Source organism: Stenotrophomonas maltophilia (assembly GCF_900186865.1).
Lineage (GTDB): Bacteria > Pseudomonadota > Gammaproteobacteria > Xanthomonadales > Xanthomonadaceae > Stenotrophomonas > Stenotrophomonas maltophilia.
Map to the genome: position 1 here is coordinate 3,975,752 of NZ_LT906480.1, position 20,856 is coordinate 3,996,607.

Below are 20,856 nucleotides of genomic sequence, written 5' to 3' on the forward strand. Positions count from 1 at the left end.
CGCCCGGTCAGGCGTCGTGCGGCAGATTCACGGGGATATCAGCGGACGATGGAGACGCGCGGTGGCCCACGTGCGGCATGTGCGGGCCAGTGCGGTGCGGGCAGCACCTGTTGCGACCACGGGAACACCAGGCGCGGCCGCCACAGCAACGGCAACAGCAGCACCAGCACCGCCAGCCATGGCAGCAGGCGCATGGCCAGTACACAGTATTCGCAGGCTTCGCCATGCATGGCGTGGGGATCGGCCGCGGGGCGGGGCACTGCCGGCGCGGCGCCGTGCTGATCGTGCCCGGCCATGGCCATGTCGTGCATGTCATGGCCCATGGTGGCGTGGTCCATGCCCGCCATTGCGGTGTGGTCCATCGGCGGCGCCTGCAGCGCGCGGCTGACCAGCGGCGCAAGCACCATCAGCAGCGTCGCCAGGATGGCGAGCTGGAGCAGAAGACGCTGCGGGCGGGACAGGCGGGTCACCCCGCTAGTGTAGAGGCGGGTCCAGGGTTGCCCGTGCGACGAACCGTCGCAGGAGGGGGTTTATCGGCAGGGCTGCGCCTTGCACCCGCTGCGAGCTGGAGCAACAGCAACAGCAACAGCCGAAGCAAAAGCGGGCTTCCTGTGGGTAGGCGGGGTGGGTCCGGTTGCGGGAGACGCCGTAAACCCGTCCTTGGGGGCTTGGCCGCGGCATCCATGCCGCGGACACTCCCGCAACCGGACCCACCCCGCCTTCGACAGATTCTCGCGATCTGCTGTAGATCCACGCCATGCGTGGATGAATCTCCATCGGAATCGAATATTTCGAACTGGAATCGAAAAGCATCCACGCATGGATCTATCGTGTCGACCAAGGTCGACACCTACCAACAGCCGCCGGAATCTGTCAGAGGTGGGGCGGTGTCGGAGTGCGGGGTGTCAGCCGCATGGATGCGGCTGCCAAGCTTACAGGGACGTACTTGCAGCGTCCCCGCACTCCGACACCGCCCCGCCAACCCACGGAATGCCGCTTCTGCTGTTGCTGTTGCCTTTGTCCGCAGCAGGTGCAGGGCTGCAAGCCCTGCTCGCCCCCCCTCACACCGTGATGGTCTGGGTCAGTGACTCCCACGTCGGGGGCACCGGCCACGCGGCGGCCTGGTTGCCATCCAGCACCCTGCGCAGATCGCGCGGATCAATCTGCGGTGCCAGCACGTGCACCAGCTCCAGCGCGTAATCGCGCAGCACCCGGTCGCGCGGCAACACCGCCCAGGCAATGCACTCGCTGATCGGGTCCGGCGCCGGCCACGAGCGCAGGTCTTCGTCGTTGGAACTGACCGCCATCTCGGCCAGCAGGCCCACGCCCAGCCCGGTACGCACATAGGTCTTGATCAGGTCCGCATCGAGCGCGGTCAGCGCCAGGTCCGGCGCCAGGCCGTTTGCAGCGAAGGCGCGCTGCAACGAGGAATTCGGGCGGGTCGAGGATTCGTAGCTGATCAGCGGCTGCCGGGCCAACGCGGCCAGGTCCGGTGCGCGGCCGGCGCGGTCCAGCGGGTGCCCCTTGGGTACCACCACCAGGCGTCGCCAGCGGAACAGCGGCACCGCGATGCCATCGGTGGGCTCACTGCCGGCGGTGCTGATGATGGCGATATCCGCGTCACCCTGGTTCAAGCGGTCCAGCGCGTCGGTTTCACCGGCCTGCTGCAGGTGCACGCTCACCTGGGGATAGGCCTGCTTGATCGCTGCCACCGCCGGCGGCAGCACGAAGCGCGCCTGGGTGTGGGTGGTGGTCAGGATCAGCTGGCCCTGGCTCTCGCGGCGCTGGTTGGCCGCGTAGGTGCGGATGTTGTTGGCCTCGGCCAGCACCGCGCGGGCGCGGGCGATGACCTCGGTGCCGGCCGGGGTGACCGATTCCAGGCTGCGGCCCTTGCGCACGAACAACAGGAAGCCGAGCTCGTCTTCCAGCTGCTTGAGCTGCTTGGACAGGCCGGGCTGGGTGGCGTGCACGCGCGAGGCGGCCAGCGTGATGTTCAGCTCGGCGTCGGCGATGGCGACCAGGTAGCGCAGCTGGGTCAGCGTCATGGGAGGCGGGCGGCGTGGGGCGGAGGTCCACTCTAGGGTCAATTGCCGTCACCAGCTTATAACCAAAGGTTGTTTAAGAAAGGTATCTGGTCATTTCCGGGCGTCATATGCCGGCGCTACGGTCAGCCGGCAGCCGCTGGCCTGAACAGCCAGCCCTCCCCTTCTGCCCGCCGGCGTCCGGCGCGGCCCTGTTTCCGGAGCGCTTCCATGGCCCTGTACGACTCCATCCTCGATACCGTCGGCAACACCCCCATCGTCAAGCTGCAGCGCCTGGCGCCGCCGCAGGTCAGCGTCTACGCCAAGGTCGAGTCGTTCAACCCGGGCGGCTCGGTCAAGGACCGCCTGGCGCTGGCGATCATCCTCGACGCCGAAGCGCGTGGCCTGCTCAAGCCGGGCGACACCATCGTCGAAGCCACTTCTGGCAACACCGGTGTGGCGCTGGCGATGGTCGCCGCCGCGCGCGGCTACAAGTTCGTGGCGACCATGGTCGAGACCTTCTCGGTGGAGCGCCGCAAGCTGATGCGCGCCTATGGCGCCAAGGTGATCCTGACCCCGGCCGCCGAACGCGGCAGCGGCATGGTGCGCAAGGCGCGCGAACTGGCCGAGCAGCACGGCTGGTTCCTGGCCAGCCAGTTCGCCAACCCGGCCAATCCGGCGTATCACCGCAACACCACCGCCGCCGAGATCCTGCGCGACTTCGCCGGCAAGCGGCTGGACTACTTCGTCAGCGGCTGGGGCACGGGCGGCACGCTCACCGGCGTGGGCGAAGTGCTGAAGGTCGCGCGTCCGCAGACCCGCATCATCGCCACCGAGCCAGCCGGCGCCGCACTGCTGAAGGGCGATGACTGGAAGCCGCACAAGATCCAGGGCTGGACCCCGGACTTCGTGCCCGACGTGCTCAACCGTGATGTGGTGGATGAACTGCTGACGGTGGAAGATGACCGCGCGATCGCCACCGCGCGCCGGCTGGCCGCCGAGGAAGGCATCTTCGTCGGCATCTCCGCCGGCGCTACCGTGGCCAGCGCACTGGACGTGGCCGCACGTGCCGAACCGGGTTCAGTGATTCTGGCGATGCTGCCGGACACCGGCGAACGCTACTTCTCCACGCCGCTGTTTGCCGACGTGAATGAGGGTTCCGACGACGACTGGCTGGCCGGCCTGCCGTGACACCCGGGCTCAGAGCCTCTTCCATCCGGAAAAGGATCTGACCGCATCCTGTTACATGCCCAGAGTCGGATCCCTTTTCCGCAGGGAAAGGGCTCCGACCCCCTTCTGCTTCAGCCTGCATGAAGGCGTCGCCCGCCATCGTGCGTGAAGGCCGTCGGATCGCAGCGCGTGAGACGGTCATGACGCAGTATCGATGCCCTGTCCCCTACCGTGGGAACAGCCGGCGCAGATGCTGCGCGGATCACCTCACAGGCAGGAGACGGACGCATGAAGATCGAAGTTTGGCAGGGCGACATCACGACCCTGGCGGTGGATGCGATCGTCAACGCGGCCAATGAAACGCTGCTCGGTGGTGGCGGTGTCGACGGCGCGATCCATCGTGCGGCCGGGCCCGCGTTGCTGGCCGAATGCGAGCAGCTGCCGGAGCTGCGCCCGGGCGTACGTTGCCCGACCGGCGAAGTGCGCGCCACCAGCGCTTACGCTTTGCCTGCACGCTACGTACTGCACACGGTGGGCCCGGTCTGGCACGACGGCCAGCGCGATGAACCGGCGTTGCTCGCCAACTGCTACTGGAAGTCGCTGCAGCTGGCCGAATCGCTGGGCGTGCAGTCGATCGCATTCCCAGCCATCAGCTGCGGCGTATACGGCTATCCGCTGTACCAGGCCGCGCAGATCGCAGTGACCGAAACACTGGCCTGGCAGCGCAGCCACGCGCAACCGATGCGCATCGTGCTGGTGGCGTTCAATACCGCTACGGCCAAGGCCTACCAGCAGGCGTTGAGTGCCGCCGGGCAAAGCGCCGACAACGAACCGCGCGGGTCGATGCTGCCGCCCTTGGGTGACGCGGGTTTTGCCGCCGCGCATTGAATCGCGACGCAGCGTGGAAAGGAAAAGGCCGGGCATTGCCCGGCCTTCTCAGTTGCACCGTTGATGTCATCCACGCGTGGCGTGGATCACGCTCAACGACTGGCAGCTTCCACCGCAGCGGCGTCATCGGCCACGGCGGCTGCAGCGTCGGCAGCGGCACGTGCAGCCGAGGCGGCAGCACCCTCGGCGCTGGCCCCTTCCACCTGCACGCGCACCTCGACCATGCCTGCGCCATTGTTCAGGCTGGACACGTCGACGGTGTAATGACCGGCCGGCAGAGTCTCCTCCAGGCGCGAGTTGGTACCGTTGCCACCGTCGTCGTCGGTCAGCTCGACATCGCCACCGACCACGCGCAGCACGGTATCGACCTGGCTGGAAATCGCATCCAGGCGCACGTCGGCCGGCCGGTCCAGGGTCAGCAGGAAGCGGCGACGGCCTTCGTTGTCCAGCATGGTGTACACGCTGCCCGACTTCGGCAGGGCGGTGCCATCGCGCTCGACCAGATTCCCCGGCAGTTCGATGCGGGTGGCAGACAGGGTCAACATGCCATTGACACCGCTGCCGAGGCCGCGCGCGGTCAGGGTGTACTTGCCCGGCTTCAGCGACAGGGTCAGCCGCGAGTTGGTGCTGTCGTTGCCATCGTCGTTTTCGGCTTCAACGCCCTGGCCCGACAGCTTCAGCACCGGATCGAAGACATCCGACACCAGGCGGATTTCGTACAGGCCGGCCTTGTCCACCTGCAGGGTGTAGTCCTGCGAGTCACTGGCCAGCATGTCCACGATTTCGCCACTGCCCGCCAACGGCTTGCCGTCGTAAGGTTTCAGCTTCTCGGCTCGCAGGCGATACGGACCAAAGGCGGTCGGGCCATCGGCATTGATCGCCACCTGGTAGGTGCCGCCGCCATTGGCACGGAACGCCAGCGAGACGTCGCCTTCGCGTTCGTAACCGGTGTTGCTGGTGGAAACAAGACTGCCGTTGTTGAAAACGGCGATCGAGCCGCTGAGGGCACCAGTGAGCTTCAGGCCGACCAGATCCTTGTCTTCCAGCTTGATCTGGTAGAGCTGGTGATGGCTGCCATCATTGAAGTTGATGCCGCTGCGCGAGGTGATCTCGCCGGACACCGGCTTGTCGAAATCGAGCGACGCGGCCTTGCCTGCCTCTGCGCCGCCGCCGATACGGTTGCACCCGCCGGCGACCAGGACCGTGGCTACGGCCAGTGTGATTGCTGCCAAACGCATGTTGTTTCTCCTTGGCCTTCCATGTGGTTCCCGCGTACCGGCCGGGCACGCGGGGGCGGAAAAGATACCCGCAAAAGCAAACGCCGGCGTGATGCCGGCGCTGCCTTGTTCATCCAGCGATGGGACGGATCAGCCGTTCCACTTGCCCAGCGCAGCCAGGCCGTTGTCCTTGGCACGCTCGTACACGGTCTTCTGGGCGGCTGCGTAGTTGCCCTTCATGTCCTTGGCCCACAGCTTCAGCGCGGCCTGCTGCATGGCGCGGCCGTAGGAGAAGCTCAGCGGCCACGGCAGGTTGCCCAGCTGGTTCATCGCGTTCAGGTGCTCGGTGGACTGCTCGTCGCTCTGGCCACCGGACAGGAACACCACGCCCGGCAGGATGGCCGGCACGGTGCTCTTCAGGCACATCACGGTCGACTCGGCCACTTCCTCGACGTCGGCCTGCTCATCGCAGTTCTTGCCGGAGATGACCATGGACGCCTTCAGGATGGTGCCTTCCAGCAGCACGTTCTGCTGGTACAGCGCGTCGAACAGCGAACGCAGGGTGGCTTCGGTGACTTCGTAGCAGGTCTCGATGTCGTGGTCGCCGTCCATGATCACTTCCGGCTCGACCATCGGCACCAGGCCGCATTCCTGGCACAGGGCGGCATAACGGGCCAGCGCATGGGCGTTGGACTCGATGCAGGTGCCCGACGGAATGCTCTCGCCGATGTTGATGACCGCACGCCACTTGGCGAAGCGCGCACCCAGCTTGTAGTACTCCTGCAGGCGCTCGCGCAGGCCGTCCAGGCCTTCGGTGACCAGCTCGCCCGGGCAGCCGGCCAGCGGGTGCGCACCCTTGTCCACCTTGATGCCCGGAATCATGCCGTGGTCGGCCATGTACTTGGCGAACGGCACGCCGTCCCTGGTCGACTGGCGGATGGTTTCGTCGTACAGGATGGCGCCGGAAATGTGCTCGTTGAGCTTCGGCGTGGTCAGCAGCAGCTCGCGGTAGGCACGACGGTTCTCCTCGGTGTTCTCGATACCGACGCCGGCGAAACGCTTGGCGATGGTAGCGGTGGATTCGTCGATCGCGATGATGCCCTTGCCCGGGGCGACCATGGCCTGGGCGGTTTCGGCCAGCTGTTCGATGCTCATGTATTTCCTGTGGCGGGTGCGGGAAAAACGTAAGTATAGCCCCGCTGCCCGTTGCCCCGGTGTCGAGGCCAGGATGGAAACGATTCCAATGTCCGCGCAGGACAAGGGATGTCCTGCGGCATGGGGTCAGAGCACCTTTGGGGATCTGACCCCGGGTCGGATCCGCGCAGCGGCTCCGACCCAAGGCCGACTGGGTTTACAGATCGCCCAGCCCAATGGCGCGGCCGTCTTCACCCACTTCCAGCAGGCGCAGGGTATTGGTGGCACCGTGGGTTTCCATGTGCTCGCCGCTGGTGAACACGACGCGGTCGCCGGCCTGCAGCAGTTCGGCTTCCACCAGCAGGCGGATGCTGCCGCGCGCGGCTTCGCGCGGGGTCAGGCCGCGGCTGTCGAAGTTGATCGGGAACACATCGCGCATCAGCGCCATCTGCCGGCGCGCGCCGTCATGGCGGGTCACCGCGAACACCGGCGCCTTGGCGCGGAAACGCGACAGGTAACGCGCGGTGCCGCCGGACTCGGTCATTGCCACGATCGCGCGCACGCCCACGTGCTGGGACAGGAACATGGTGGCCATGGCAATGGCCTGGTCGGCACGCTCGAGGTTGCGCGGCGAAGCGTTGAAGTCGGTCTCGGTCTGGAACTGGCGCTCGGCCCCCAGGCAGATGCGCGCCATTGCTTCGACCGCCTTGACCGGCCAGGCACCTGCAGCAGTCTCGGCCGACAGCATCACCGCATCGGTGCCGTCGATGACCGAGTTGGCCACGTCCAGCACTTCGGCACGGGTCGGAATCGGGCTTTCCACCATCGACTGCAGCATCTGCGTGGCGGTGATCACCACCTTGTTCTGCGCCAGCGAGGCCTTGATGATCTTCTTCTGCAGGCCCGGCAGTTCGGCATCGCCGATCTCCACGCCAAGGTCGCCACGGGCGACCATCACCACGTCGCTGGCCTCGACGATTTCTTCCAGGTTCTCGATGGCCTCGGTGCGCTCGATCTTCGACACCAGCGCAGCATCACAGCCATGCGAGCGGGCGATGTCACGCGCATCGTTCATGTCCTGTGCGTTGCGGCAGAACGACACGGCGATGAAGTCGACACCGATCTTGGCGACGATGCCGATCAGTTCCTTGTCGCGCTCGGTCAGCGCGCCCAGCGAGAGGCCTCCGCCCTGCTTGTTCAGGCCCTTGCGGTCGGACAGCACACCGTCGTTCAGTACGGTATTGATGATGCGTTCGCCCTGCACCTCCACCACCTGCAGCTGCATCAGGCCGTCGTCGAGCAGCAGGACGTCGCCCGGACCCACGTCCTGCGGCAGGCCGAGGTAGCTCACACCCACCTGGGTGGCATCACCCGGGCCGGCGCTGGTGCTGGCGATCAGGTCGAAGCGGTTGCCCGCCTTCAGCTGCACCTTGCCTTCTGCGAAGCGCTCGATGCGGATCTTCGGGCCCGGCAGGTCGGCCAGGATGCCCACTTCCACGCCGACGCGGGCGGCGGCGGCACGCACTTCGGCGGCACGCTTGGCCTGGCCGGACGGGTCACCATGGCTGAAGTTGAGGCGCACCACGTTGACGCCGGCGCGGAACAGATCCTCCAGCACGCCCGGCGGATCAGTGGCCGGACCGAGGGTGGCAAGGATCTTGGTGCGACGCTGACGCTCGAACATGGTGAATGGGCCTCTCCCGATAAAGAACGGAAATTAGCACATCCTTCACGCCGCATGTATACGGTTACAGCCTTGTGCTGCCTGACTTCGCGGGTCATGGAACGGACATCACCCGGACATACGCTGGCGCAGGGTGTTCTGTAGAGCCGGGCCATGCCCGGCTGCACCGTGGGCCGCAATCAGCCGAGCGTGGGGCCAGCTCTACAGGCAAGGGCGGCTAGGCCAACAGCGTCGTCAGCTGTGCCGGCTCGCGAGCCAGCTGGCCCGCACCGGCTTCGGTCAGTTCGGCCTCACCGCCAAAGCCCCACAGCACCCCCACGCTGCGCAGGCCGTGGTGGCGTGCGCCCTCGATGTCCATGCGGCGGTCGCCGATCATCCAGCACTGTGCGGGCTGCAGTTGCAGGCGGCGCAGTGCCTCCCCGACCAGCTCGGGCTTGTGGCTGCGCGAGCCGTCCAGGGTCGAACCGACGATCTCCTCGAACAGCCCGCCAAACGGCAGGTGCGCAAGGATGCGGCGCGCATGCGGCTCGTTCTTGGCGGTGACCACCGCCAGGCGGTGGCCTCGGCCATGCAGCGTGCGCAGGGTGTCTTCCACCTGCGGGTACACCGTGTGTTCGCGCCAGCCTTCGGCGTCGAAACGCTCGCGGTAATAGCCCACCGCCTGCTCCACCCGCGCTGGTTCGACGAACAGTGGCGTGAAGGTGGTACGCAGCGAAGGACCGATCCAGCCCAGCAGCGTCTCCTGCGGCGGCACCGGATGGTCCATCTTCTGCAGCGCATAGGCGATGCAGGCGGTGATGCCCACCTGCGAGTCGATCAGCGTGCCGTCCAGGTCGAAGAACAGGACATCCTTGCCGTGCCCGGCACTCATGCGCCGCGCGCGTCGAGTGCGGCCACCGCCGGCAGGGTCTTGCCTTCCAGGAACTCCAGGAACGCGCCGCCGCCGGTGGAGATGTAGCTGACCTGCTGGGCGATATCGAACTTGTCGACCGCCGCCAGGGTGTCGCCGCCACCGGCGATGGAGAACGCCTTGGAGCTGGCGATGGCGCGGGCCAGCGCTTCGGTGCCCTTGCTGAAGGCCTCGAACTCGAACACACCGACCGGGCCGTTCCAGACCACGGTGCCAGCCTTGTCGATCAGCTGCGCGTACTGCGCCGCGGTCTGCGGGCCGATGTCCAGGATCAGATCATCTTCGGCAACGGCGTCGACCGCCTTCACCTCGGCGACCGCGTCGGGCATGAACTGCTTGGCGGTCACCACGTCCACCGGCAGCGGGATGTCGGCGCCGCGCGCCTTGGCATCGGCCACGATCTTCTTCGCGGTGTCCAGCAGGTCCGGCTCGTACAGCGACTTGCCGACGTTGTAGCCGGCGGCAGCGATGAAGGTGTTGGCGATGCCACCACCGACGATCAGCTGGTCGACCTTGCCGACCAGGTTGGCCAGCAGTTCCAGCTTGGTGCTGACCTTGCTGCCGGCGACGATGGCCAGCAGCGGCTTGGCCGGTGCATCCAGCGCCTGCGCCAGCGCGTCCAGTTCGGCCATCAGCAGCGGGCCACCGGCAGCAACCGGGGCGAAGCGGATGACACCGTGTGTGGAGGCCTGCGCACGGTGCGCGGTGCCGAAGGCGTCCATCACGAACACATCGCACAGGGCGGCGTACTTCTTCGACAGGGCTTCATCGTCCTTGCCCTCGCCGACGTTCATGCGGCAGTTTTCCAGCAGCACCAGCTGGCCCGGCTGGACCTCTACACCGTCGACCCAGTCGCGCACCAGCGGAACCTCGCGACCGAGCAGCTCGGACAGGCGCTGGGCCACCGGCGCCAGCGAATCGGCTTCGCTCCACACACCTTCCTTCGGGCGCCCCAGGTGCGAGGTGACCATCACCGCCGCGCCCTGCTCCAGCGCGCGCTTGAGCGTCGGCAGCGAAGCGGTGATGCGCTGTTCGGAAGTGATGCGGCCATTCTCGATCGGCACGTTCAGATCCTGGCGGATCAGCACGCGCTTGCCGGAGAGGTCGAGGTCGGTCATGCGGACGATGGACATGGGCAACTCTTTGGCTCGGGGACGGGATGCCGGAATGCGGCAGGCGGCCATTGTATCGGGTGCGGGTGGTGGGAGGGTCGATGCCTGCGGCAGGCAGAGGCGCACAGCAACAGCAACAGCAGCGGCCAAAGCCAAAGCGCTGGCGCCTTGTGATGCTGTGGGTGGGCCGGGGCGGTGCGGGCTGGCAGGGGACGCCGTGAATCCGTCCGTGGAGGCTTGGCAGCCGCATCCATGCGGCTGACACCCCTGCCAACCCGCACCGCCCCGGCCTCAACAGGTTCATGAGGTAGAGCGGATGGCAAACGCAAGAGCAGTGTGTGGTGTCGGTTGAAGAAAGAAGGGGTGCGCGAAGCGCGCGACCCGCTTTTGCTTTTCTTTTTTTCTACGTGGGTGGACGCACACGGAAACTGTCCGTGGCCGGGCGGGTGGGTTGGCTGGGGGCGTGAGCCGCATGGATGCGGCGACCGAGCCTACAGGGACGTATTCACGGCGTCCCCCAGACAACCCACCCGCCCGGCCAAGCGCGGCTTTTGCTCGAAGAATGACCACCCACGAGGGGCTCCGCCGTTCGCCGGAAACTACGCCGAAGGCGCAGGCTTCTGCCGAAGCAGGCTGACCGCCAGGCCGCCAACAACCAACACACCCAGCCCCAGCAACGCCCACAGCAACCACGCCTTCCAATCGTGCTGCGGCTTCAGCGCCGCGTCACCGGCCAGCGGCTCCGGGCTGCCCTCCAGGCGCGCCAGCGTCGGCTGCCACGACGGATCATTGCGCTGCCGCAGTTCCTCGATCAACACACCAATCGGCGCTTCCATGCGGCGCGCGGTCGCGCTGCCCACTGCCAGTGCATACGGTGCTGCCCCCTGGCTCAGGAACACCAGTACTTCCGGCTGGTAGCCCAAGCGCAGGGTCGGTGCGGTCGCAGTTTCCGCCGGGTTCGCCACCAGCTTCCAGTAGCGGTCACGATGCACGCCCCCCAGCGGCTGGGCCGCTGATTGCTGGCGCTGGCCCTGCGCGCCCTGCTGCAGTTGGTACGCAATCCATGGCGCACTGCGGCGCTGCCATTCCGCACTCTCGTCATCGCGGCTGAACAACGTCCACTGCACCAGGCTGTTGTCGGTGCTGGCCACATCCGCGCGCGCTACCGGGAAACGGCCGTCGAGTTCGAAGGTGTATTCACCCTTGCCCTTCGAGGTCGGTTCCAGCGACAGCCACTCCCACGGCAGCGTGGCCGGCGCCGGCGGCAGCTCGGCCAGCACGCTGCGCAGCGTCGGCAGGCGCGTATCGCCCTGCGCCAGCACGCGCAGATAGCGCGCCTCGCCGTCCACCTGCAGGCGGCGCTGCAGCAGGCGCTTGCCAGCACGTTGCAGGTCGACCAGCGGGATGTCACGCCCGATCGGACGCCAGTGCTGCAGGTCGTCGCTGGCATCCAGCTGCACCTGCGCCTGCAACGGCTGTCCGCTGTCAGCCCAGTCCAGCACCAGTGCCGCCAACGGTTGCTGGCCGAGCACGCTGGCATCGATCAGCCAACCACCCTGCCCGTTCGCTGCCGCACCGCCGCTCACGCGTGCTTCGACGCGACGGACACGGCCATCGGTATCGCGCTCGGTCAGCAACTGCAGATCGTTGCGCTGTGCTTCGGCCAGCGGCGGCAGCGCGAACCACGGCAGCTCACGCTGCACCGGCGGCTGTGCCAGGGGCTGGTCCGGCGCCAGCAATGCCGATGGCAACGATTGGCCGGCGGCGTTGAACACCTGCAGGTCACCCAGGTCTGCGGCACCTGCACGGCGATAGATTGCCGGCTCCAGAACCACCCTGTACGCACCGGACTGTGCGCTGGACAGCGTCAGCGGCCACTGCTCGGCGTACTGCGTGCGGTAGTCGGCGGCCTGCACCGCGACGGCGGCCAGCATGCCGAACATCGCCGGCAGCAGCGCCCTGCTCCACTTCCTCATTGTTTTTCCTCCACGGACGGCGCCGCGCTGGGCGGTGCCGGTGCCAGATAACCCACGACCGTGCACAGCAGGCCGTAGGCGATGAACGATGCGATGCCCAGCAGGTTGCCCAGGTGCTGCCGATCGACGATGACCAGCTTGGCCAGCACCACGCCCATCAGCACGGCACCGACCATCCACAACACGCGCTGGCCACGGCGCGATCCCCACACCCAGGCAATCACGCCGAGCACGCTCCACAGCACGGTCAGGCTGGTCTGCGCCAGGCTGGAACGCATCATCGACGCACTCCACGACAGGCCGCCCCACTGATGCACGCCATGCAGCACCACGCTGGTCAGCGCGACGAACGTTGCCAGTGACAGCAGCGGCATGCGGATTCCCGACAGGGTCTTCGGCGCCTGATCGCTGTACAGCCAGCGCGCAAGCAGCAACAGGCTCAGCCACTGTCCGAGCTCGGCCGGATTCAATACCGGCAGCCAGAGCAGCGGCGCAGCATCGCCCGGCAGCAGCTGTCCGAACAGCCAGCCGATCGACAACAGGCCGAACAGCACGCACTGCAGCGGCTGGCGCACGCGATCGAACGCTGCACCCAGCGGCCAGCGCAGCGCATTCCAGCGCCACAGCGACAGCGCCGCCATCAGCAGCCACGGCACCGTCACCAGCAACGTGGTCCAGCCCTGTGCCAGCCCGGCCTCGCCACCGCCCCACAGGGCCAGCAGCGAAAGCAGAGACGGCCACAACAGCCACCACAGGAACTGCGCGATGCGCGCCACGCTGTCGCCCCCCTGGCGCAGGCAGAGCAGCGTGCGCACGCCCATCACCGCGAACACCGCCCAGGCCAGCGCACCGTAGCCGGCGAACGGCTGATGGTGCGCGTCGCTCTGCATCAGCGCCAGCGGGAAGCCCAGCGCCAGCATGGCCAGCGCGGTCACGCCCAGTGCGCATGCCGGCTGACGGCGCTGCATTTCGGCGGCCAGCCAGGCAGTGACGGCGGCCAGCACCAGCAACGCGTCCACTTCGGTGCGGTACGGGAAGAAGCGGGTGATCTCATGCACCATGCCGCCCAGCCACCACAGCAGGCCCCACAGGTAGTAGACCAGGGCGATCTCGTGGCGCGACCTGCGCTGGTAGCTCCAGGCCGACGCGAAGCCGGCCAGGGCCAGCAGCAGCGCCCCGATGGCAGTCGGATTGATCAGGAAGCGCAGGTCCTCATGCCAGTGATCGCCACCGGCCACGAAGGCGAACGCAGCGCCCATCTGCAGCAGCGCGCCGGACACCTGAGGCAGCCAGCGCTTCTGGCGCAGGCCCAACCAGGCCAGTCCGGCGCCTTCCAGCGCGAAGACCGCGCCGGTGGCCCGCGCCGACAAGGCCAGCGGCACCGCCAGCGTGGCAAAGCCCACCGCCAGCACCGCGTGCGACTGCGCCAGCACGGTGTACGACGCGCGCCTGATCAACGCCCACGCCAGCGCCGCGTAGATCGCGGCCAGGCCCAGTGCGCACAGCGCCAGCGTCATCGGCTGCTGGTACAGCATTCCCGCCTGCAACGAGAACGCGACCAACGGCGTACCGAACACCAGGCTGCCATCGACCAGGTCACGCTGCCCGGCGGGCTGCCGGCGTGCGTAGAGCAACGGGATCAGCAGGTAGAAGGCGAAGAACAGCAGCAGGAACGGCTCGGTGCTGTTGAACTTGTCAGGCGCGTACTGCAGCACGCCCCAGAACGTGCCGATACCGAAGGTGAAGGCGAAGCCCAGCAGGTTCAGCGCGCGCCACGGTCGGAACCAGGCAATGGCGAAGATGCCGGCGTTGAGCACGGCGTAGTAGCTGAACAACCCCACGTGGTTGCCGCTGCCGGTGGACAGCCACAGCGGTGCCATGAAGCCGGCGAGGATGCCCAGCACCGCCAGCGTGCGCGAGTTCTGCACCACCGCCAGCACGCACAGCGCGGCCACCAGTGCAATGGAGCTGACGAAGGCGAAGCCCGGCGGAATCAGCTCGAAACGCTTGAAGGCCGCGAAGATGGTCAACAGCAGCACGCCGATGGCACCGCCCTGCAAGGCCAGCGCAAACAGGCGCCGGCGCTCGCGCTGGTGCCAGCCGAACGCCAGCAGGCCCAGTGCACCGACGGTGACACCGGCCAGGCGCAGCTCGATCGGCAGCACCAGCCAGCCCTGGTCGCTGACGTACTTCAGCAGCGCAGCGACACCGGCCAGCAGCACCAGCATGCCGATCTTCACCGGCACGTTGCCCTCGGTGAACCAGCGCTTGACCGCGCCAATGCCGCGCTCGATGAAGTTCGGCAGCGCCGGTCCGGAAGGCAATGGTGGCTGCATCGGCGCGGGTGGCACCGGCGGTGGTGCGATCGGGCGCGGCGCCTCCGTTGCCGCAGGCACCGCTTCGCGCACCGGCGTTGGCTGAGGCGGAGGCGGAGGCGGAGGCGGTGCAGCAGCCGCCACCGGCCGCAGGAACGGTGGATCGGCACTGGCCACAGGGGGGGCCGCAGGCCGTTCAGGCGCGTGCATGGCGGCGACCGGCGCGGCAGCCATGGCGCTTTCCAGCGCGGCGACGCGGCGGCGCAGGCCGGCAATCATCACCAGCGCCACCACCAGCAGCAGCGGGATGGCCAGCAGGACCAGTACGACCAGGGCAATCAGTGCTTCCATTGCGTGCTTCCATAGCGTTCCCGCGCCCCATCGGCAGCGGTCGACCGGCCCATGCTACGACAGGGCCGGCCCCATAAACGACGAACCCCGGCCAGGCCGGGGTCCGTGTGCGATCTTCGCCGGCCTTACTTGGCGGCGATGACCTTGGCCATTTCCAGGCACTTGTTCGAGTAGCCCCACTCGTTGTCGTACCAGGTGACCAGCTTGACGAAGGTGCCGTCCAGGGCGATGCCAGCGTCGGCGTCGAACACCGAAGTGCAGGTTTCGCCGCGGAAATCGGTGGCCACCACCTTGTCTTCGGTGTAGCCCAGGATGCCCTTCAGCGGGCCTTCGCTCTGTGCCTTCACTTCCGCGCAGATCTCGGCGTAGGTGGCTTCCTTTTCCAGTTCGACGGTCAGGTCGACCACCGACACGTCCGAGGTCGGGACGCGGAAGCTCATGCCGGTCAGCTTCTTGTTCAGTTCCGGGATGACCACGCCGACGGCCTTGGCCGCACCGGTGGACGACGGGATGATGTTCTCCAGGATGCCACGGCCACCGCGCCAGTCCTTGTTGGACGGGCCATCGACGGTCTTCTGGGTGGCGGTTGCCGCATGCACGGTGGTCATCAGGCCGCGCTTGATGCCCCACTTGTCATTGATGACCTTGGCCAGCGGGGCCAGGCAGTTGGTGGTGCACGAGGCGTTGGAAATGATCGCCTGGCCGGCGTAGGTCTTGTCGTTCACGCCGTAGACGAACATCGGCGTGTCGTCCTTCGACGGCGCCGACATGATGACCTTCTTGACGCCGGCATCGATGTGCTTCTGCGCGGTTTCCTTGGTCAGGAACAGGCCGGTGGCTTCCAGCACCACGTCGGCACCGACTTCATCCCACTTCAGGTTGGCCGGGTCGCGTTCCTGGGTCAGGCGGATCTTCTTGCCGTTGACCAGCAGGTCGTTGCCCTGCACCGCCACGTCGGCCTTGAAGCGGCCGTGCACGGAGTCGTACTTGAGCATGTACGCCAGGTAGTCCGGCTCCAGCAGATCGTTGATGGCCACGATTTCGATGTCGTCGCCGAAGTTCAGCACCGCCGAGCGCAGGACGTTACGCCCGATGCGACCGAAACCGTTGATACCAACCTTGATTGCCATTTCTCAAGCTCCTGCGGCCGCTACGGGTGCGGCGGGATGGATAGGGCCCACAAGTCTAGCAAACCGGGGCTGGCCACCGTGGGCCAGCGCCCGGGCCAGAGGGCCGGCGGACAGGATTTGATCCGGATCAAAGCGTTAGCACGGCGTGAGGCCGAGACTGTCGCCATCCACCCAGCAACGAGATCACCCCCATGCGCAAGACCTCCCCCCTGATCCTGGCCGGCCTGGCCGCCGCCCTGTCCCTCGCCGCCGCCCCGGCCATGGCCCAGTCCAAGGGCGACTGGACCGTCTCGGCCGGCGTCCACCAGGTGGCGCCGAAGTCGAACAACGGCTGGCTGGCCGGCCACACGCTGAAGGTCGACGTCGATAACGACGTCAAGCCGACCATCACCGGCGAGTACTTCATTGCCGACAACCTGGGCATCGAAGTGCTGGCCGCGCTGCCGTTCAAGCACGACATCAACATCAATGGCCTCGGCCGCGTCGGCAGCACCAAGCAGTTGCCGCCGGTGGTGACCCTGCAGTACCACTTCAACAGCAAGGGCAAGGTCTCGCCGTTCGTCGGCGCGGGCGTGAACTACACGACCTTCTTCAGCGAAGACACCACCGGTGCACTGGCCGGCAGCAAACTGAAGCTGCAGGATTCGTGGGGCCTGGCCGCGCATGCGGGCATCGACTTCGCGATCGGCGAGAAGGGCGCCCTGCGTGTGGACATGCGCTGGATCGACATCGACAGCAAGGTGAAGTTGAACGGCGAGAAGATCGGCACCGTCAACATCGATCCGCTGGTCTACGGCGCTTCGTACGTCTTCAAGTTCTAAGCGGTGTGTTGGGCGCGGGGGCTTCGCCCCCCGCTCCCCCGCTACACGCAAAACCCTCGCAGCATGTTGCCCCGGTGATTGCCGGGGCTTTTTTTGTGCCTGGGACTGAAGCGGTTCCGGAGCTGGGGCGAGGCGGGGAGCAGAGCCGGGACACGCCGCGCCTCCCGCTGCGCTCCCACTTCGGAACAGGAACGCGCCGCTCTTCAATCCACCTACCCCGCTAGAATGTGCACATGAAAGCCCTGCATTCCCTGTTCCTCGCCGCCGCCCTGGCGCCGGCCCTGCTGTCCGCTTCCGCCCCGGCCCATGCCTGGGGCGCGCAAGGCCACCGCCTTGTCGCCGAAGTCGCCGATGCCCGCCTTAACCCCACCGCCCGCGCCGAAGTGGACCGCCTGCTGGCCACCGAGCCAGACGCCACCCTGGCCAGCATCGCCCCCTGGGCCGACCAGCTGCGTGCCAAGGACCCCGGTCTGGGCCGTCGTTCGGCCGGTTGGCACTACGTCAACATCGCCGAAGACAACTGCCATTACGAAGCACCGAAGCACTGCAGGAACGGCAACTGCATTGTCGAGGCGCTGAAAGCACAGAGCGCCATCCTCGGCGACCGCAGCCTGACCGACGGCGAGCGCCTGCAGGCGCTGAAGTTCGTCGTGCACCTGGTCGGCGACATCCATCAGCCGATGCACGCCGGTTACGCGCACGACAAGGGCGGCAACGATTTCCAGCTGCAGTTCGGCAACCGCGGTACCAACCTGCACTCGCTGTGGGACAGCGGCATGCTCAACACCCGCAAGCTGGACGACGCGGGCTACCTGCCGCTGCTGCAGAGCCAGCGCGCGCCGAAGCTGGCGCGCCAGTCCAACCCGCAGCGCGACCCGCAGACGTGGGCAGAGGCCAGCTGCCGCATTTCCATGCAAGCTGGCGTTTATCCGGCCACGCGTAAAATCGGTGACGAATACACCGAGCGCTACCGGCCGCTGGCCGAAGCGCAGCTGCGACTAGCCGGTGAAAACCTGGCGCAGTTGCTGAACCGCGTGCTCGGCGCGCGCTGAGGAGGGTTCCAATGTCAGTCCAGGTGCAGTCGTTCTTCCACCGTGACAGCAATACCTTCAGCTACCTGGTCAGCGACCCGGCCAGTAGCGAGGCAGTGCTGATCGACCCGGTCCTGGACTACGACCCGGATACCGACGCCAGCAGTGAAGCGCCGCTGCATGCCGCATTGCAGGCCATCGAGCAACAAGGCCTGCAGCTGCGCTGGCTGCTGGAAACCCATGCCCACGCTGACCATGTGTCGGCCGGGCGCCGCCTGAAGCACCGTTTCCCGCAAGCCACGCTGGCCATCGGCGAAGGCATCCGCGCGGTACAGGCAACGTTTGCACCACGCTATGGCCTGCAGCTTCCTGCCGCAGATGAGATCTTCGATCACCTGTTCAGCGACGGCGAAACCTTCGCTCTGGGCGAACTGCGCTGCCAGGTGATCGCCGTGCCTGGCCATACCAGCGACAGCATCGCCTACCTGATCGACGATGCGCTGTTCACCGGCGACTCGCTGTTCATGCCCGACGGCGGCACTGCCCGCTGTGATTTCCCCGGTGGTGATGCCGCGCAGCTGTACCGCTCGATCCAGCGCCTGCTGGCCTTGCCCGATGCAACGCGCGTGTTCGTCTGCCACGACTACGGCCCGGGTGGACGCGGCTTTGCCAACGAAACCACCATCGGCGAACAGCGCGCGCACAACATCCACGTGCATGACGGCGTAGCCGAGGCGGAGTTCGTCAGCGTGCGACAGGCCCGCGATGCCACGCTGGAAGAACCGAAACTGATGCAGCCCGCAGTGAAGGCCAACATCCAGGGCGGGGCCTGATCGACGCCGCTGTACTGGCCGGGCATGGCCCGGCGCCACCCGGCATCACGCGCGATCATTTTCCCTGCGTGCGGACCGTCTGCCGGCCCTTCACGACCTCGAAGGTGAAGGCGTACTGCAGGGTGACGGCCACCGGTTCGACCCGCTCGGCACTGCGGCAGTCGCCGCGATCAGCCGGCACTTTGCCTGCCGCGAAGTGACAGACTGCGGCGGAGGAGTACTTCCACATGGCAACCGCCTCCTGCGCTGCCTGCAGCAAGGGCGCATTCTCCGGTGCCTCACCCGCACTGCATTCGCTGCGGTCGGTCAGCGGAATGCTGCGCTCAACGCTGCCCTGCGCATCCACCACCACCTGCAGGCAGACCGTAGTCGGCGGCAGCGAGGTGCGTGGATCACGCTCGCCCACTACCGGGTCCGGTGCCGTATGCAGTTGTGGCATGCGGTAGCCTTCGCTGGCGGCCAGCGCGTAGGGCTGGATCTGACCGGTCCCTCCCCCCGCATCGGGTCGCAGACGCTGGTGACCGACATTCTCGCTGCGGGTATCGGCCGTGGTCAGGCGATCCTGGGTTGCACATCCCGCCAGCAGCACCGCCATCATCAGCAGCGGCGCTCGCTTCACTTCGTGTCCTCGGTGTCATCCATGGCGTAGGTAATCGGGACGCGCACGGCACCGGCCACCGGCTTGCCGTTCTTCACTGCGGGCCGATAGGTCCAGCTGCGCGCCGCAGCAATCGAGACAGCATCGAACACCCCCGGATTGGTGGCGCTGAGCACCTGGACGTCGGTGGGACGGCCTTGGGCATCCACTTCCACGCGCAGGTTCACCACGCCCACCTGGCGCTGCTCGACCGCAGATTTCGGATAGGATGGCGGCGGCATCTTGTCGACCTGGATCTCCCGATCCATGACGGACCCTGCCGGGCCTCCCGCGCCTCCGCCCTGGCTGGCCCACGCCACCGCTCCCATTCCCAGGCACACCCCGACCACCAGTACCTGTCCCGACACCCACGGCAATGCCTTCCGCTTGGACTGCTTCAACATGGCGATGCGCTCCTTCAACACGGGTTGGCTGCGCCAATGGCAGACCGCGGGCGCAACCGGTTGGACCAGCTGCGCCTTCAGCAGCGTGCTGGCGTAGAGGCCGCGCAGCGCAGGCTGCGGGCCGATGGTGCGGGCATCGCAGGCCAGTTCCTGGTCGCGCAGGAAGCGGCGCGCGGCCCAAGGCAGCAACGGGTGGAACCAGAACACCGCGCGCACCAGCAGCAGCGCGCCGTTGGCCCAGTGGTCGCCATTGCGACGGTGGCTGCGCTCGTGCTGCAGGATCAGGTGCTGTTCCTGCGCGCTGAACTGTTGATCGAACGCCGGGCCGACCACGATGCGCGGCCGCCACAGGCCAACCAGCGCTGGCAGGCCCGGGTCGCCGCTCGCCTGCCAGCTACCATCGGTGCGCGGCGTCAGTGGACCCATGCTCCGTTCGAAACGGCGCTGCGCGTGCAGGTCGCGCAGCAGGCGGAGGCCCGTGCCCACGGCCCAGAATGCCAGCAACAACCCGGCCCATGGCAAGGACTGGCCGGCCGCGCCATCAATGGCACCGGGCAGCACTTTCAGCGGCAGCGTGGGTACCTGCTGCAACAACGCAACCTGCGGCAACGGTAGCATCAGTGCCAGCAGCAGCATCGGCAGCAGCCACCAGCTGCGGTATGCCAGACCAGCGCCCCCCAATCGCACCAGCAGCGGCCGCATCACCGCCAGCAGGACCGCGCCCATCGCCAACCACAGGCTGCCCTGCCACACTCCGTTGAGCAGCTCAGTCATGGTCCAGCTCCTGGATCAGTTTCTTCAGTTCGGCGATGTCCTGCGCACTCAACTGGCCGCGTTCGCTGAAGTGCGCGACCAACGGCGCAACGCGCCCTTCAAAGACACGGCCGATGAAGTCCTGGCTCTGCGCCTCCACCCACGCCTGGCGCTGCAGCAGCGGCCGGTACAGGTAGCGCCGGCCATCACGCTCGGCAGCAATCGCGCCCTTGGTCAGCAGACGATTGAGCAGGGTCTTGATGGTCGGTTCGGCCCAGTCGCGGTGGGCCAGTGCGGCAACCACTTCATCGGCGCTACGCGGTGCCTGCTGCCACAGAACCTCCATCACAACGGCTTCGGCTTCGCTGATCGGGGTCATTGTTTACATCCGTAATCGACGTCCCGATTACGCGCGTAATCGAATCATCTGTCAAGCCCCTCGACTCCAGGTTCATCCCGGCTGCGCCAG

18 protein-coding genes are annotated in these 20,856 nt (G+C 67.0%); 5 read left to right on the top strand and 13 right to left on the bottom strand.

The features are described from left to right. Positions 1-38: 38 nt before the first annotated feature. Both CKW06_RS18830 and CKW06_RS18840 read right to left on the bottom strand, forming a co-directional pair. Positions 39-470 (bottom strand): DUF2946 domain-containing protein, encoded by a 432-nt coding sequence (locus tag CKW06_RS18830; RefSeq protein ID WP_024956886.1) that lies wholly within the window; start codon positions 468-470, stop codon positions 39-41. 591 nt (positions 471-1,061) lie between these two features. Further along, the gene (locus tag CKW06_RS18840) at positions 1,062-2,045 is read right to left on the bottom strand and encodes a LysR family transcriptional regulator (RefSeq protein ID WP_024958695.1); all 984 of its coding nucleotides are present in this window, start codon (positions 2,043-2,045) and stop codon (positions 1,062-1,064) included. Between the two features lie 207 nt (positions 2,046-2,252). Between CKW06_RS18840 and cysK the strand changes: the two genes are divergently transcribed. Together cysK and CKW06_RS18850 are read left to right on the top strand one after the other, a co-directional pair. Further along, complete coding sequence (gene cysK / locus CKW06_RS18845) at positions 2,253-3,212, top strand: cysteine synthase A (RefSeq protein WP_005410829.1); 960 nt, start codon at positions 2,253-2,255, stop codon at positions 3,210-3,212. Between the two features lie 267 nt (positions 3,213-3,479). Then, a complete protein-coding gene (locus CKW06_RS18850) occupies positions 3,480-4,079 on the top strand; it encodes an O-acetyl-ADP-ribose deacetylase (protein ID WP_024958694.1) in 600 nt (199 codons plus the stop codon). A gap of 92 nt (positions 4,080-4,171) precedes the next feature. Here CKW06_RS18850 and CKW06_RS18855 read toward each other — a convergent pair whose 3' ends face one another. From CKW06_RS18855 to gap, 8 genes are all read right to left on the bottom strand, one after another. Further along, positions 4,172-5,317: a hypothetical protein gene (locus CKW06_RS18855; RefSeq protein ID WP_024958693.1), complete on the bottom strand. Its 1,146-nt coding sequence runs from the start codon at positions 5,315-5,317 to the stop codon at positions 4,172-4,174. A 129-nt stretch (positions 5,318-5,446) separates the two neighbouring features. After that, entirely contained in the window at positions 5,447-6,451 is a 1,005-nt protein-coding gene (locus tag CKW06_RS18860; RefSeq protein WP_005410832.1) for a class I fructose-bisphosphate aldolase, read from the bottom strand. Positions 6,452-6,647: 196 nt separating this feature from the next. Further along, the gene (gene pyk / locus CKW06_RS18865; RefSeq protein ID WP_005410833.1) at positions 6,648-8,114 is read right to left on the bottom strand and encodes a pyruvate kinase; all 1,467 of its coding nucleotides are present in this window, start codon (positions 8,112-8,114) and stop codon (positions 6,648-6,650) included. Positions 8,115-8,331: 217 nt separating this feature from the next. After that, positions 8,332-8,985: an HAD hydrolase-like protein gene (locus tag CKW06_RS18870; protein ID WP_005410834.1), complete on the bottom strand. Its 654-nt coding sequence runs from the start codon at positions 8,983-8,985 to the stop codon at positions 8,332-8,334. Beyond that, positions 8,982-10,157, bottom strand: coding sequence for a phosphoglycerate kinase (locus CKW06_RS18875; protein WP_005414330.1), 1,176 nt, complete (start codon positions 10,155-10,157; stop codon positions 8,982-8,984). Before CKW06_RS18875 ends, CKW06_RS18870 begins: the two co-directional genes overlap by 4 nt. Positions 10,158-10,735: 578 nt before the next feature. Then, positions 10,736-12,112, bottom strand: coding sequence for a DUF3999 domain-containing protein (locus CKW06_RS18880; RefSeq protein ID WP_038646432.1), 1,377 nt, complete (start codon positions 12,110-12,112; stop codon positions 10,736-10,738). Continuing rightward, complete coding sequence (locus CKW06_RS18885; protein WP_024958471.1) at positions 12,109-14,778, bottom strand: DUF2339 domain-containing protein; 2,670 nt, start codon at positions 14,776-14,778, stop codon at positions 12,109-12,111. The genes CKW06_RS18880 and CKW06_RS18885 overlap by 4 nt, the downstream gene beginning before the upstream one ends. A 125-nt stretch (positions 14,779-14,903) precedes the next feature. Then, a complete protein-coding gene (gene gap / locus CKW06_RS18890) occupies positions 14,904-15,908 on the bottom strand; it encodes a type I glyceraldehyde-3-phosphate dehydrogenase (RefSeq protein ID WP_024958472.1) in 1,005 nt (334 codons plus the stop codon). 191 nt (positions 15,909-16,099) lie between these two features. Between gap and CKW06_RS18895 the strand changes: the two genes are divergently transcribed. The 3 genes from CKW06_RS18895 to CKW06_RS18905 all read left to right on the top strand — a co-directional run bounded on the left by CKW06_RS18895 (position 16,100) and on the right by CKW06_RS18905 (position 18,593). Then, positions 16,100-16,729 (top strand): OmpW/AlkL family protein, encoded by a 630-nt coding sequence (locus CKW06_RS18895; protein WP_005410839.1) that lies wholly within the window; start codon positions 16,100-16,102, stop codon positions 16,727-16,729. A gap of 233 nt (positions 16,730-16,962) precedes the next feature. Further along, on the top strand, positions 16,963-17,781 hold the full coding sequence (locus tag CKW06_RS18900) for a S1/P1 nuclease (protein WP_024958473.1): 819 nt from the start codon (positions 16,963-16,965) through the stop codon (positions 17,779-17,781). 11 nt (positions 17,782-17,792) lie between these two features. Next, the gene (locus CKW06_RS18905; protein ID WP_024958474.1) at positions 17,793-18,593 is read left to right on the top strand and encodes an MBL fold metallo-hydrolase; all 801 of its coding nucleotides are present in this window, start codon (positions 17,793-17,795) and stop codon (positions 18,591-18,593) included. Between the two features lie 55 nt (positions 18,594-18,648). Here CKW06_RS18905 and CKW06_RS18910 read toward each other — a convergent pair whose 3' ends face one another. The 3 genes from CKW06_RS18910 to CKW06_RS18920 are packed head-to-tail and all read right to left on the bottom strand — an operon-like array spanning position 18,649 to position 20,766. After that, positions 18,649-19,212: a hypothetical protein gene (locus tag CKW06_RS18910; protein WP_024958475.1), complete on the bottom strand. Its 564-nt coding sequence runs from the start codon at positions 19,210-19,212 to the stop codon at positions 18,649-18,651. After that, positions 19,209-20,408, bottom strand: a complete 1,200-nt coding sequence (locus CKW06_RS18915) for a M56 family metallopeptidase (protein ID WP_024958476.1) — start codon at positions 20,406-20,408, stop codon at positions 19,209-19,211. Before CKW06_RS18915 ends, CKW06_RS18910 begins: the two co-directional genes overlap by 4 nt. Beyond that, a complete protein-coding gene (locus CKW06_RS18920; protein ID WP_012481135.1) occupies positions 20,401-20,766 on the bottom strand; it encodes a BlaI/MecI/CopY family transcriptional regulator in 366 nt (121 codons plus the stop codon). The genes CKW06_RS18915 and CKW06_RS18920 overlap by 8 nt, the downstream gene beginning before the upstream one ends. Positions 20,767-20,856: the final 90 nt, after the last annotated feature.

Bases quoted from the DNA above. Each gene is read 5' to 3' on its own strand.
- CKW06_RS18905 (WP_024958474.1), top strand. From the start codon at position 17,793: ATGTCAGTCCAGGTGCAGTCGTTCTTCCACCGTGACAGCAATACCTTC.
- pyk (WP_005410833.1), bottom strand. From the start codon at position 8,114: ATGTTCGAGCGTCAGCGTCGCACCAAGATCCTTGCCACCCTCGGTCCG.
- CKW06_RS18920 (WP_012481135.1), bottom strand. From the start codon at position 20,766: ATGACCCCGATCAGCGAAGCCGAAGCCGTTGTGATGGAGGTTCTGTGG.
- CKW06_RS18885 (WP_024958471.1), bottom strand. From the start codon at position 14,778: ATGGAAGCACTGATTGCCCTGGTCGTACTGGTCCTGCTGGCCATCCCG.
- CKW06_RS18900 (WP_024958473.1), top strand. From the start codon at position 16,963: ATGAAAGCCCTGCATTCCCTGTTCCTCGCCGCCGCCCTGGCGCCGGCC.
- cysK (WP_005410829.1), top strand. From the start codon at position 2,253: ATGGCCCTGTACGACTCCATCCTCGATACCGTCGGCAACACCCCCATC.
- CKW06_RS18870 (WP_005410834.1), bottom strand. From the start codon at position 8,985: ATGAGTGCCGGGCACGGCAAGGATGTCCTGTTCTTCGACCTGGACGGC.
- CKW06_RS18880 (WP_038646432.1), bottom strand. From the start codon at position 12,112: ATGAGGAAGTGGAGCAGGGCGCTGCTGCCGGCGATGTTCGGCATGCTG.
- CKW06_RS18840 (WP_024958695.1), bottom strand. From the start codon at position 2,045: ATGACGCTGACCCAGCTGCGCTACCTGGTCGCCATCGCCGACGCCGAG.
- CKW06_RS18895 (WP_005410839.1), top strand. From the start codon at position 16,100: ATGCGCAAGACCTCCCCCCTGATCCTGGCCGGCCTGGCCGCCGCCCTG.
- CKW06_RS18875 (WP_005414330.1), bottom strand. From the start codon at position 10,157: ATGTCCATCGTCCGCATGACCGACCTCGACCTCTCCGGCAAGCGCGTG.
- gap (WP_024958472.1), bottom strand. From the start codon at position 15,908: ATGGCAATCAAGGTTGGTATCAACGGTTTCGGTCGCATCGGGCGTAAC.
- CKW06_RS18915 (WP_024958476.1), bottom strand. From the start codon at position 20,408: ATGACTGAGCTGCTCAACGGAGTGTGGCAGGGCAGCCTGTGGTTGGCG.
- CKW06_RS18860 (WP_005410832.1), bottom strand. From the start codon at position 6,451: ATGAGCATCGAACAGCTGGCCGAAACCGCCCAGGCCATGGTCGCCCCG.
- CKW06_RS18850 (WP_024958694.1), top strand. From the start codon at position 3,480: ATGAAGATCGAAGTTTGGCAGGGCGACATCACGACCCTGGCGGTGGAT.
- CKW06_RS18855 (WP_024958693.1), bottom strand. From the start codon at position 5,317: ATGCGTTTGGCAGCAATCACACTGGCCGTAGCCACGGTCCTGGTCGCC.